Genomic DNA, 13,325 nt, shown 5'->3' on the forward strand with positions numbered 1-13,325 from the left:
AAGAATATCCCACCGTATCTCTTGAGAGTACTGCTTAAAGGGGTACAAGGGAGGGCTTGTGGCGTGATATTCATTTAACAATTAATAATTGAAAATTAAAAAGAGCGAAAAACGGGTCTCGAACCCGCGACCTCAACCTTGGGAAGGTTGCGCTCTACCAACTGAGCTATTTTCGCTTATCTTGTTTTAGTAAATTTGTAACTGATTGGTTTTCCATTTACGGGGGCAAAGGTACAAATTATTTTAAGAAAAGCAAAAAATAGGAGAGAAGAGGATAACAAAAAGGAAACCCTGCTAAGCTATGATGAAATTAATGTTAAATCAAGTGAAGCTATTGTCACTCTCATATATTTCATTTGTTAGGTGTATTTAGGTGTAGAAAGAATTTAGTATAATAAAGTTATTTCTTTAAGAGAAAAAGTCTTTATAACCCCTTGTTCCGTTTCTACAATTAATTTCCCAGAAGGTTCCACACCTCTTATAATGCCTGAAAAGTTCTTTTCTTGGCAAGAACGGAAAACGGATACTCTATTATTTAGTTGGAATAGGTACTTCTGGTAAATAGTATAAATGCTTTCGAAAGACTGTTGAGGAAGTGTAGAAAGGTTTGATTTTAATTCAGAAAAGATTAGTTTCATCACTTGTTCTACTTGAAAATCTTTGCCAGTTAATTTTTTTAAAGAAGAGGCTTTAGGTAAGCCATCGAAACTTGTTTGGTTAAGATTGAGCCCAATACCGATTATACATTTCTCAATTTTAGTTTTTCTAATAGTATTTTCTATTAATATTCCGCCTATTTTGTAACGTTGAGAAAGGATATCATTAGGCCATTTAATATTTATATTAGGAATGTTTAATTTCTCTAATACTTTCATTATTGCAATAGGTACAAGCATATTGAGCAAAAAAGCATCTTTTAAATCTAAATGCTCAGGAAGGAATAAAATACTAAAAGTAAGATTCTGATAGGGTTCACTTGTCCATTTTGTTCCATATTGTCCTATACCTGCAGTTTGCTGAGGAGTCCAGACCACTAAAAAATTAGGAAGAGAATCCTGAATATGTATTAAATTTTTTAAGTACTGATTAGTAGAATCAATGCTTTTTAAGGTAATGATGTTCATAAAAAGTAAAAAATAGTTATAAAAATTTGGTAGTATAAAAAAATGTAGTACATTTGCACCCGCAAGGTCAAAATAAGGCATAACAAAATAGATGGCGAGGTAGCTCAGGTGGTTAGAGCGTTGGATTCATAACCCAAAGGTCACGGGTTCAAATCCCGTCTTCGCTACTAAGATTAAACAAAAGAAAAAGAGTGGTTTATATTTGTAAATCACTCTTTTTTTATGCCTGAATTTACAAAAAACAAAACACATAGGAAACGCATACACTATGAAAAACAAAAGTCTCTACTCTAAACTCTGAATTTATAATGTAATAATGATGTTGCCACTTGGTAGGAACGGGTTCAAAAATCGTGCCATTCAAGTAGTTACGAAAGAGTATGATGATTAACTTTCTTAAAGATATTCTGCAAAGTATGTTTTATATGATGCTATGAGGCAAAAGACAACTAGATTATTAAGAGTGGTATTTGATAGTGGATGAGGTGGGTACTAAAAAAATCCTTTTTTATTTTTTCGTTACAATTATCTTTCGTACTTTTACGCCCTAAATTTAACTAATTATAATATTTGTATGGATAAAATGATGTTATATTTACCGTTAGTCCTTGCTATTCTTGGACTTATCTTTATGATTGCGAAAGCTTCGTGGGTGAACAAACAAACCACAGGCAATGATCGAATGCAAAGTATTTCCAAAAGTATCAAAGAAGGAGCAATGGCATTCCTCAATGCTGAGTACCGCATTTTAGGTATTTTTGTGATTATTGCTTCTATTGCTCTATTTATTGTTTCTCGCATGGTAGAAACTTCTCACTGGCTCATTGTAGTAGCTTTTGTGTGTGGAGCTTTCTTCTCTGCCTTAGCGGGAAATATTGGGATGCGTATCGCTACCAATGCTAATGTACGCACTACCGAAGCAGCTCGCACTAGCTTGCCAAAAGCTTTGAAAGTATCCTTTGGTGGTGGTACTGTAATGGGATTAGGAGTAGCAGGTTTAGCTGTATTAGGCTTGAGCTTATTCTTCATTCTTTTTGTAAACACTTTTGTAGGAGGAGGCAAACCTTTCTACGACGAAATGACTCTCGTACTCGAAGCCTTAGCAGGTTTCTCACTCGGTGCTGAGTCTATTGCGCTCTTTGCTCGTGTAGGTGGTGGTATTTACACCAAAGCTGCCGACGTAGGGGCTGACCTCGTAGGTAAAGTAGAAGCTGGTATCCCTGAAGACGACCCTCGTAACCCTGCTACTATTGCCGATAACGTAGGTGATAACGTAGGTGACGTGGCTGGTATGGGAGCTGACTTGTTCGGTTCGTATGTGGCTACAGTACTTGCTTCAATGGTATTAGGTAACTACGTGATTAAAGATATGGCAACCGCAAATGGTGGTACATTTACTGATGCCTTTGGTGGTTTAGGTCCTATTTTATTACCATTAGTAATTGCCGGTGTAGGTATCATTGCTTCTATCATTGGTACTTTCTGTGTAGGTATTAAGAACAACGATGCTAAAGAAAAACAAGTACAAAGTTCACTAAATACAGGTAACTATGTAGCTTTAGCACTTACTTTAGTAGCTTGCTTCTTCCTTATTAAATATATGTTGCCCGAAACTATCCAAATGAGTTTCTTTGGTGAAGGAGTAAAAGAAATCGCAAGTATCAATGTATTCTACGCAACTATCGTAGGTTTGGCAGTAGGCTTGCTCATTTCAGCTATTACTGAACACTTTACCGCTTTGGGTAAAAAACCGGTATTGAATATCGTACGCAATTCATCTACTGGAGCTGCTACCAATATTATTGCAGGTTTGGCAACTGGTATGAAATCTACCTTTGGTTCTGTATTGCTTTTTGCTGTAGCTATTTGGGGTTCTTACTCTTTAGCTGGCTTCTATGGTGTAGCGATTGCAGCATCAGCAATGATGGCAACTACAGCTATGCAATTGGCTATCGATGCTTTTGGTCCTATTGCCGATAACGCTGGTGGTGTAGCCGAAATGAGTGAATTGCCAAAAGAAGTACGTCAACGTACTGATATTTTAGACTCAGTAGGTAATACTACTGCTGCGGTAGGTAAAGGCTTTGCAATTGCTTCAGCAGCTCTTACCGCCTTAGCCTTGTTCGCTGCTTATGTGACCTTTACAGGCATTTCTGGTATCAATATTTTCAAAGCAAACGTATTAGCAGCCTTGTTTATCGGAGGTATGATTCCAGTAATCTTCTCAGCCTTGGCAATGCAATCAGTAGGAAAAGCTGCTATGGATATGGTGAACGAAGTACGTCGCCAATTCCGCGAAATCCCTGGTATTATGGAAGGTAAAGGTACTCCAGAGTATGGCAGATGTGTAGATATTTCTACCAAAGCTGCTTTGCGCGAAATGATGTTACCTGGTGCTATTACTATCATCACTCCTATTATCATCGGTTTTGTGATGGGTGCTGAAGCTCTTGGCGCTTATATGGCTGGTGTAGCTGTATCAGGAGTTGTATGGGCTATCTTCCAAAACAACGCTGGTGGTGCTTGGGACAATGCTAAGAAATCATTTGAAGCAGGTGTTGAAATCAACGGACAAATGACTTACAAAGGTTCTGACGCTCATAAAGCTGCCGTTACTGGTGATACTGTAGGTGACCCATTCAAAGATACTTCAGGCCCTTCAATGAATATCCTTATCAAACTCACTTGCTTGGTAGGTTTGGTAATCGCTCCTATCTTGGGTGGACATACCGCTGATGCTTCAGGTACTCCTATAGAAGCTCAAATCCGTCAAGGTGAAGGTGAGGGGGTGATGCCTGTCGAAGAAGTAGTAGTTATTGAAGAAGGTAAGCTTAACGCCGATGGTGACTTCGAGTACAATGTAGGTGATTTATTCCAATTGAGCCTTTTTGACAATACAATGTTAGAAGTAGGAAAGAACTCATCTGAAGCACACCTCGTAAAATTGATAGAAGATAAAAACCTTACTACTCCAGAACAGTTCAAAGATAACTGGATTACTTTGGATAGAACTTACTTCAAAACAGGTAGCGATGAACTTACTGAAGGTTCAGAACAACAATTAAAGAACATTGTAGCTATTTTGAAAGCTTATCCTAAAGCTGCTATTCGTTTAGGTGGTTACACTGATAATACGGGTAGTGTCGAAGGTAATTTGAAACTTTCAGAAAGACGTGCTAATTCAGTGTTAAACAAATTGGTAGCATTGGGTGCTAACAAAGCACAATTGAGTGCTCAAGGTTATGGTGCAGAACACCCTCTTTGTCCTGCTAACGATACTCCTGAGTGCAAAGCTAAAAACAGACGTATCGACATACGTTTGACTGCTAAATAACAGTATTTTAGTTACTATATAACCTCAAAAGGGGTGTTTGAGGAACTTCTTCCTCGAACACCCTTTTTATAATCACCTAAAAACTATGAAATTACCTTTATTTTCAGCAGCTATATTGCTCACTGCTTTGGTAGCCTGCAACGACTCAAAGACTTCAAAAATGACAGAAAACACAGAGAACAATCCGCTATTGGTAGAAAGCACTTTACCTTATGGTGCTCCCGACTTCTCAAAGATTAAAGACGAGCATTATCGTCCTGCCCTGCTCAAAGGAATGGCTTTGCAAAACGAACGTATTGCCGCTATCGCTAATAACAACGAAACTCCTACTTTTGAAAATACGATTATCGCTTTAGAAAAAAGTGGGGTAGAGTTAGAGCGTGCTTCAGCGGTATTCAATGCCTTAACAGAGGCAAATACTAATGATACTTTAAAAGTATTGCAAAAAGAACTATCACCTAAGTTTGCTGAGCACGCCGATGGCATTCACCTGAACGAAAAACTCTTTGCGCGTATCAAAGCCTTATATGATAAACGTGATAGCTTGAAATTAGATGCTGAATCGCTTAAATTGTTAGAAAATTACTACGAAGATTTTGTAGTAGCAGGTGCTAACCTATCGGCTACTGATAAAGAAACTCTTAAAAAGTACAATAGTGAGTTAGCTTCTTTAGAAACTGATTTTAACCAAACGCTTTTAGAAGGTTCATTGGCAGCTGCTCAAACTATCAATGGTCAGAAAGTAGCGATTGTGAATACTACCCAGCAACCGCTCCTTAGTGAATTAGCCAACCGCAACGCTCGTAAACAATTGTTTGAAGCAAGCTGGAATCGCACCGATGGGGGAGCTCATAATACCAATGATATCTTAAAACGCATTGCTTTACTGCGCGCTAAAAAAGCTGAACTCTTGGGCTTTAAAAACTATGCCGAATGGAGCTTGCAACGCACTATGGCTAAAACACCTGCTGCTATTGCTCAATTCTTTAAAGATTTAGTGCCTGCTTCAGTAGGTAAAGCCAAAGCAGAAGCTAAAGAAATACAAGCGCAAATCGCCAAAACGGGAGGTAATTTTACTTTAGAACCTTACGATTGGAACTTCTATGCCGAACAAGTTCGCAAAGCTAAATACGACCTCGATGAGAATGAAATCAAACCTTATTTCGAATTGAAAAATGCTCTTGAAAATGGTGTATTCTATGCAGCTACTAAACTTTATGGCATTACCTTTAAAGAACGCAAAGATATACCCGTATATCACCCCGATGTATTGGTGTATGAGCTTTTTGAAGAAGATGGTACGCCATTAGGACTTTTCTATGGCGATTTCTTTGCTCGTGAAAGCAAACGCGGTGGTGCGTGGATGAGCAACTTTGTAAACCAATCTAAATTATTAGGCACTAAACCTGTTATTTACAATGTGTGCAACTATGTAAAACCTGCCGAAGGTAAACCTGCTTTGCTTACTTACGATGAACTTACTACGCTCTTCCACGAGTTTGGTCACGCATTGCATGGTTTCTTTGCTAACCAACAGTATGCAAGTTTATCAGGAACAGCAGTAGCACGTGATTTTGTGGAGTTCCCTTCGCAATTCAATGAGCATTGGGCTTTGTATCCTGATATTCTTAAAAACTATGCAGTACATTACGAGACCAAACAACCTATTCCACAAGCTCTTATTGATAAGATAAAAAAAGCGAGCACCTTCAATGAGGGCTATGCTTTTACCGAAGTTTTGGCTGCTGCCAATTTAGATTTGCAATGGCATACTATTCCTTCGGATACTATCATCAATAATGTAAGTGATTTTGAGAAGAAAGCCCTTGAAAGAACAGGCTTATGGGTGAAAGAAGTACCTCCAAGATACCGTTCGTCTTACTTTGCTCATATTTTTGGCGGAGGCTATGGAGCAGGCTATTACTCTTACCAATGGACAGAAATGCTTTGCCACGATGCCTACCAATGGTTTGAAGAAAACGGCGGTCTTACTCGTGCTAATGGACAACGTTTCAGAGATTTGATACTCTCCAAAGGCAATACAATGGATTACGAAAAAATGTATTTAGCCTTCAGAGGGAAAGCTCCTGCTATTGAGCCACTACTCAAAGCACGTGGGTTGAAGTGATAAAAAAGCAGGTTACAATAACCTGCTTTTTTGTTTTTTATAATATCTACTTTTATCCTCCAAACCAACCTTCACGGTCTAAACTACGATATTGAATAGCTTCGCCTATATGATGAGGTTGTACTTCTTCTGACTTTTCTAAATCGGCTATTGTACGCGCTACTTTTAAAATACGGTCATAGGCACGTGCAGAAAGGTTGAGACGCGTCATAGCATCTTTTAGTAGGGTTAAAGAATCCGTATTTACTTTACAAAATTTCTGTATTTGTTTAGTATTCATTTGAGCGTTATAGTGAATATGTTCATATTCTTTGAAACGTTCTGTTTGGATATTTCGAGCATCTATCACCCGTTTACGGATATCACGACTACTTTCACCTTTTCTATCATCTGAAAGTTTTTCAAAGGGTACAGGATTTACTTCTATATGAATATCTATTCTATCTAATAGAGGTCCTGAAATTTTACTTAAATAGCGTTGCATTTCAGCAGGTGTAGAAGTAACAGGAGCATCGGGGTCGTTAAAATACCCGCTTGGACTTGGATTCATACTTGCTACTAACATAAATGAAGCGGGGTAAGTAACTGAAAACTTTGCTCTAGAAATAGTAACTTCTCTATCTTCTAAAGGTTGTCGCATTACCTCGAGAACAGCTCTTTTGAACTCTGGTAACTCATCAAGAAAAAGTACTCCATTATGTGCGAGAGATATTTCACCTGGTTGAGGGTAAGTACCTCCTCCTACGAGAGCTACGTCAGAAATAGTGTGATGAGGACTACGGAAAGGACGATGGCTCATTAAGCCTGTGTCCCTAATACGTCCTACTACACTGTGTATTTTAGTAGTTTCAAGAGCTTCGTGAAGTGTCATCGGAGGAAGAATGCTAGGTAAACGCTTAGCGAGCATTGTTTTTCCTGAACCAGGAGGGCCTATTAAAATAACATTATGTCCACCAGCAGCAGCTATTTCCATACAACGTTTTACAGTTTCTTGACCTTTTACATCTGCAAAGTCAAATTCAGGAGATTCTAAATCTCTGTAAAACTCTTTGCGTGTATCTATTTCGATAGGTTGTAATTCTTTTTCTCCATTAAAAAAATCTATGACTTCTTTTATATTTTCTACACCATAAACGTCCAAATTATCTACTATAGCAGCTTCTTTAGCATTTTGCTTAGGAAGAATAAATCCTTTGAATCCTTCTTTGCGTGCTTGAATAGCAATGGGTAGTGCTCCTTTAATGGGTTGCAAACTGCCATCTAAGGATAGTTCTCCCATAATGATATATTTTTCTAATTCTTCACTTTGTATTTGCCCGTTAGCTGCTAAAATACCAATTGCAAAACTTAAATCATAGGCAGAACCTTCCTTACGCATATCGGCAGGAGCCATATTGATGGTTATCTTTTTACCTGGAATTTTATATCCATTGTTTTGCAGAGCAGCTGCTATACGATAATTACTTTCTTTAATAGCTATATCGGGTAATCCAACCAAATGATAGCCAATACCTTTATCGATATTTACTTCAATAGTAATTGTGCTGGCTTCTACACCAAATACAGCACTTCCGTAAATTTTTACTAACATTTCTGTGGCTAATTTTTGCACAAAGGTAAAACATTCTTTGTAAATGAGCAATTTTATTTCAAAAAATAATCTACAATATAGTTAACAAAAGTTCAAGATAAGAGAATATAGCTCTTGCACTACAGGAAGCCGTAGCACGGCAAGGAATTACAAAGTAGATTAGAACTTTTATAAAAGATAAAAAAACGAAATTATAAATAACAAAGAAAGATGCTTTTTGCTTGAGGAAATCTTATGGTTAGCTTATAGAGAGCTTATAGGAAGCTTATACGAATCTTGGAAGATTGGTATACAAAGACTATGTAAGTGACTAAAAATGAATAGTTAAGAGTGAAGAATTAGGGGTGATTTTAGAGTAATAAAACGAAATAAAAGCAAAGAAGAGATGAAGAAAGATTTCTTAGATGAAAATTGTAGCAACGCAAAGGAGATTGAAAAATAGTATTTTGTTGTTTCGAGCCGGCGTTAAGTAAGTATATAAACAAAATAACGCAGGACGTAAATCCTGCGTTATTCCGAACATAAATTTTAATACAAAATGAAACAAATTCTCGTGATCACGACAGGATTCGAACCTGTGACCGTCTGCTTAGAAGGCAGATGCTCTATCCAACTGAGCTACGTGACCTCTATTCCAAAAAAAATATTTCAAAAATGCCACACAAAAGGAAACATTTATGAAATATCTTATTTTGTCGGGGCGGCAGGATTCGAACCTGCGACCTCCTGGTCCCAAACCAGGCGCGATGACCGGACTACGCTACGCCCCGAAATTATATCTAACAATTTGTATTAGATGCGGAGAGACTGGGACTCGAACCCAGGCGACGGTTACCCGCCGACAGATTAGCAATCTGCTCCGTTACCACTCCGGCACCTCTCCAATTTTGAAAGCTCCTTTGCTTTTGCGGTTGCAAATGTATAACAACTTTTTATTCTGCACAAATATTTTAGAAATTTTTTTGTACATTTTTTATCAATCTAATAATTATCAAATACTTAAAAAAAGTAAAATCTTCTTTATATCCGTTTATCTAGGAGGAAAAACAATACCATAACCTGTACCGTTATTAAAAGTTGCTCCTGAAGGAAGTTCCATTGAGGTGCCTGTGGTAGACCAATCCCATAGTTTTGTTTCATCATCTGTAATGGTATTAGAAGTTTTATTATATTTTTTACCATTGAGAGGATAATAAAGCAGTAAATCATTTGTGGGTTTAAGAGTACTCCACAACTGTAATTGTATTTCTTTTTGGGTTAGGGCTCGTTTCCACAAACGCACCTCTCTGAGAAGCTCATTAGCTCCCGCAAACCATAAATCTTTTACATAAATTCTACTATTAGTATTTGCTGTTTTAGATCCTACTTCTTTTCCTTCAACATATACACGCACGGTATTGCCGTCACAGGTTACTGCAATAGGATACCATTTATCAGTTTGTGCCTTAAATACCTCAGTAGGTATTAATATTGAAATATCCGAAGCTTTTACGTCTAATTGATTGTTTGTAAAGCCTATCTCAACTTGATGAGTATTAGATGTCACTCCTACTATTGGGTTGCTTCCTATGAGATTTGAGCAATTAATTGTAGCTTCAAAAGTCCATTGAGGAAGCTCGTTATTAGATAGAGCTTCTCCCGTAGTAGCTTTTGTAGTTGCCATACTCAATACCTTTGTTCTTGTTTCTTTATGGACTACTAAAAGCAAACGGTCTTGTCCTGCAATAGCTTCAATATTATTTCTACCTCTTATTTGTATGGGTAGCGCATACACTTCGTTGTTAGGAAACGTTAGTTCACTAATGGTAATATCAATAGGAGTTTCTGTTTCATAAGTATTGAAGATAGCATTTTCATCAATACTATATTTATCAGTAGTTAAGAGTTTGTAATCCGTACCATATTGTGCATTATAGTCGGTTAAGGTTTGAGCATCACCTGTAATAAGCTGAGCTGATACTATCTTACCAGCAGCTCTTATCAGTTTCACCTTTAAGTTTTGAATCTTGTTATCTTGGTATTCTTGTACGTACACTTCAACGACATTATTACCATCGAGAAATACTCCCTGATATACATTGGGAGCTTGAGGTGTTTTGTCGGTAGTTTCGTCTTGACAAGCTATTACACTTAGTAAGCCAAGTATTAAAAGTATCTTTTTCATCTTTGTAGAATTTTAGAATTGCATTTTCACATTAAGTCCATAGCTTCTTACAGAAGGCAACATAAATTTGTCGTATCCACTGTCATAAGTACCTACAGAAGGCACTATTTCGGGGTCAAAAGGTGCTTTGTTATAGAGCATTAGCAGGTTGTTGCCTACTAATGATACACTGAGGTCTTTTAAGCCTTTTACAATGAATCCTTCTCTAAAATGATAGGTAAGGGCAGCTTCTTGTAGACGAATATTGGTAGCCGAATATTGATAATCAGAAGCCGTTCTATTAGCTATGAAAGTAGCATAGTTAGCTCGGTTATCGGCAGAGGCTTTAGACACCCCATAGCGATCGAAATAACGTTCTGTTTCTGAAAAAACTATTCCTCCCAAACGCGCTTTAAACAAGAAATTCAAATCGAAATTCTTATAGCTCATCTTTCCTTGCCAGCCTAGTAGCCAATCGGGATTAGTAGAGCCTAATTTGTTGCCATTTGCATCGTATATATCGCCTATTTCACCACCTTCACGTAAGGTATACATACCGTTGGCTATCTCGTGAGGTAAACTCACAATCTTGTTCTTATTAGTAGAAGCAACAAGCTGAGTTTCCCAATTTACCCCTTTAGGAGTATTAGGATAAGTATACCTTAAAGCAACTTCTGCTCCTTGATTTTGCACTTCACCTGCTTGTTGCCATACAATAGGTACTAATTGATTATTAGTACGAGTATGATAGAAAGTAGCGTTAAAAGAAAGATTGTTAAACCATTGGGTATCTAATCCTATTTCATAAGAAGTAGTACGTTCTAACTGTAAATCAGTAGGGTAATTAGGCAAACTATACGCATCACCTAACCAAGCGCGAGACGTTTCAGCTACCCCTAAGCCCGCATAACTCATAGGAGCTGCTACTTGACTATAGCCTCCACGCAATTTTGCATAACTTAATATATCTTTATCTATACCTATAAATTGATGTAACAAAGCTGAAACACCTACTGATGGACTGAAGACCATATTTTTATTTGTAGAAGGATAATCGGACGGTTTATCGGCACGACCTGTGAGAGTGAGATAAATCTTAGATTGCCAACCTACTTCAGCCATTGCAAAGAAGGCCGTGTTACTCCGTTTTCCCCATAATGGGTGGGTTATAGCTGTAGGAGCTGTGATATTGCTTTGAGTAAAATTATTTACGTTATGCAGATTACCTTTGTAACCTTCTACTTGAGTATTGTACCCTTCATACGAAGCTCCTAAATGAGCATCTAAACTGAAGTCATTCGATAGATTTTTATTGTAATGTAAGAGTACATCGGCATATTGTTGTTTGAAAGTCTCTTTCCAATGAGCATAATAACCATTAATGCCTGCATAAGTAGGAAGCGTAGAAGCATAACGCTTATCGTCCATTGTAGAGGCTGTATTATCTATACGGAAGCGTGCTACTACGTCTAAATCTCCTATAATTTTATAGCTTACTTTACCTGAAAACATATAACGGTCTTTAGTAGTAGGACGTAAATTTCTGTATGCTATCCAATAAGGATTTTGGACATTTTCACCTAAGTTAGCCGGTGTATCGGGCGTACCTGAACCTGCAATCCAATATTGCTTAGCATAACCTGCGATAGCATCATAACGTTCAAAATAACGTTCTTGACCAAATTGTTCCCCTCTTGGGTATAAGTACAAGCCCACTATAGGATTGAAAGCGATACCGGAGGCTACCTGGTTGCGTTCATACTGACGGATATAATTCCCCGAAAGGTCTATTTGTAAAGCATCATTTAACAGAGAAGTAGTATTGTGCAAATAAGCATTATAACGGTTATATACGCTGTTGGGCACTATACCACCTGATTGTAAAGAAGCTAATGAAGCGTAAGTTTTATTTTTACCTCCTTTAAAATCTATACCTCCTGAAATGCTTACTGCATTCTGGTACACGTGTCCAGTTTTATAAAAATCATTTATATTAAAAGAAGTACCCTTAGGCAAAACACGAGTGGACAGTGAAGTGTATTGCCCTAACTCATTGCCATAGGTTTCTTGGAACTCAGGTTTTGTGAGTTTATTTACAAACTCTATTGAAGAAGAAAGGTTAATTTTAAATTGGTTACTTTCAGCTTTTTTAGTGCGAATGAGTACCACACCATTGGCAGCGGAAGCTCCATAGAGTGCTGTTGCTTGCGCTCCTTGTAATACAACTACTTCTTCAATATCCTCAGGATTGAGGTCGGAAATACCTTCGCTGGTATCTCTACCATCACCTCCAATACCTCTTTCAGCTTGGTTAGCGATGGGCATTCCATCTATCACGTACAGTACATTATTATCACCAAAGAGTGAGCGAACTCCACGCATAGTAGCTTTAGTAGCCCCACCAATACCCGTAGCACTTCGCTGGCTATGCAACCCTGCTATTCTTCCATCAAGGCTATTCACAAAATTTGCTTGCTTGACTTGAGTGAGGTCCTTGTCTGAAACTTTTTGTTGTTGATAGGGTAAAACTTCCTCTTCTTGATAAATTCCTAGAGCAGTAGAATATTTTGGCTTACCTATTAGGATATGATCAATATGCTCTATTATTTGGGGTCTTAAGACTACCTTAAAGTTAATATTCTTATTTTTACCCTCTACTTTTCTTTGCTGGGATTCATATCCTAAAAAACTAAACTCAAGTACATCACCTACTTTGGCTTTGAGTTCAAACTTACCATCAGTATTCGTTGAAACACCTTTAGAAGCTTTTGTTGAACGTGTGTTTTTAATAATTACTGCAACCGATGGCATAGGTTGATTGTTCTCATCGAGAACTTCCCCAGTAATGCTTTTCATCTGGGCGTGAACTACTCCTGCAAATAAGAATAGCAAGACTAACACAAGTTGTATTTTCTGTTTCATAGCGTTTACATATAAATATACCCTGCAAAGGTACAACTTTTATTCACTTATACAAAATTTTTACACATTTTTTTAAATATAAG

6 protein-coding genes and 5 tRNA genes are annotated in these 13,325 nt (G+C 37.6%); 3 read left to right on the forward strand and 8 right to left on the reverse strand.

From position 1 onward, the window contains the following. Positions 1–103: 103 nt before the first annotated feature. Together HW278_RS11955 and HW278_RS11960 are read right to left on the reverse strand one after the other, a co-directional pair. Positions 104–176 (reverse strand) — tRNA-Gly (locus HW278_RS11955). A gap of 210 nt (positions 177–386) precedes the next feature. Then, positions 387–1,124 carry a biotin--[acetyl-CoA-carboxylase] ligase gene (locus tag HW278_RS11960; RefSeq protein WP_015782908.1) on the reverse strand — a complete coding sequence of 246 codons (738 nt, stop codon included), beginning with the start codon at positions 1,122–1,124 and terminating at the stop codon, positions 387–389. 93 nt (positions 1,125–1,217) lie between these two features. Here HW278_RS11960 and HW278_RS11965 point away from each other — a divergent pair. The 3 genes from HW278_RS11965 (at position 1,218) to HW278_RS11975 (ending at position 6,586) form a co-directional block, all read left to right on the forward strand. Beyond that, positions 1,218–1,291, forward strand: a tRNA-Met gene (locus HW278_RS11965). Between the two features lie 407 nt (positions 1,292–1,698). Continuing rightward, positions 1,699–4,458 (forward strand): sodium-translocating pyrophosphatase, encoded by a 2,760-nt coding sequence (locus tag HW278_RS11970; RefSeq protein WP_178977940.1) that lies wholly within the window; start codon positions 1,699–1,701, stop codon positions 4,456–4,458. A gap of 85 nt (positions 4,459–4,543) precedes the next feature. Beyond that, the gene (locus HW278_RS11975) at positions 4,544–6,586 is read left to right on the forward strand and encodes a M3 family metallopeptidase (RefSeq protein ID WP_178977941.1); all 2,043 of its coding nucleotides are present in this window, start codon (positions 4,544–4,546) and stop codon (positions 6,584–6,586) included. Positions 6,587–6,638: 52 nt separating this feature from the next. Here the strand turns inward: HW278_RS11975 and HW278_RS11980 are convergent, their stop codons facing one another. From HW278_RS11980 to HW278_RS12005, 6 genes are all read right to left on the reverse strand, one after another. Beyond that, complete coding sequence (locus HW278_RS11980) at positions 6,639–8,177, reverse strand: YifB family Mg chelatase-like AAA ATPase (protein WP_015782911.1); 1,539 nt, start codon at positions 8,175–8,177, stop codon at positions 6,639–6,641. Positions 8,178–8,731: 554 nt separating this feature from the next. After that, a tRNA-Arg gene (locus tag HW278_RS11985) sits at positions 8,732–8,805 on the reverse strand. Between the two features lie 67 nt (positions 8,806–8,872). Further along, positions 8,873–8,947 (reverse strand) — tRNA-Pro (locus HW278_RS11990). Positions 8,948–8,976: 29 nt separating this feature from the next. Further along, a tRNA-Ser gene (locus HW278_RS11995) sits at positions 8,977–9,060 on the reverse strand. Positions 9,061–9,207: 147 nt separating this feature from the next. Continuing rightward, positions 9,208–10,341 (reverse strand): DUF1735 and LamG domain-containing protein, encoded by a 1,134-nt coding sequence (locus tag HW278_RS12000; RefSeq protein ID WP_178977942.1) that lies wholly within the window; start codon positions 10,339–10,341, stop codon positions 9,208–9,210. A 12-nt stretch (positions 10,342–10,353) separates the two neighbouring features. Beyond that, a complete protein-coding gene (locus HW278_RS12005; protein ID WP_178977943.1) occupies positions 10,354–13,242 on the reverse strand; it encodes a SusC/RagA family TonB-linked outer membrane protein in 2,889 nt (962 codons plus the stop codon). Positions 13,243–13,325 lie beyond the last annotated feature (83 nt).

Source organism: Capnocytophaga sp. oral taxon 902, from assembly GCF_013394735.1.
In the GTDB taxonomy this organism is placed as follows: domain Bacteria; phylum Bacteroidota; class Bacteroidia; order Flavobacteriales; family Flavobacteriaceae; genus Capnocytophaga; species Capnocytophaga ochracea.

Coding starts and splice junctions, on each gene's coding strand:
- HW278_RS12005 (WP_178977943.1), bottom strand. CDS start 13,242: ATGAAACAGAAAATACAACTTGTGTTAGTCTTGCTATTCTTATTTGCA.
- HW278_RS11970 (WP_178977940.1), top strand. CDS start 1,699: ATGGATAAAATGATGTTATATTTACCGTTAGTCCTTGCTATTCTTGGA.
- HW278_RS11980 (WP_015782911.1), bottom strand. CDS start 8,177: ATGTTAGTAAAAATTTACGGAAGTGCTGTATTTGGTGTAGAAGCCAGC.
- HW278_RS11960 (WP_015782908.1), bottom strand. CDS start 1,124: ATGAACATCATTACCTTAAAAAGCATTGATTCTACTAATCAGTACTTA.
- HW278_RS11975 (WP_178977941.1), top strand. CDS start 4,544: ATGAAATTACCTTTATTTTCAGCAGCTATATTGCTCACTGCTTTGGTA.
- HW278_RS12000 (WP_178977942.1), bottom strand. CDS start 10,341: ATGAAAAAGATACTTTTAATACTTGGCTTACTAAGTGTAATAGCTTGT.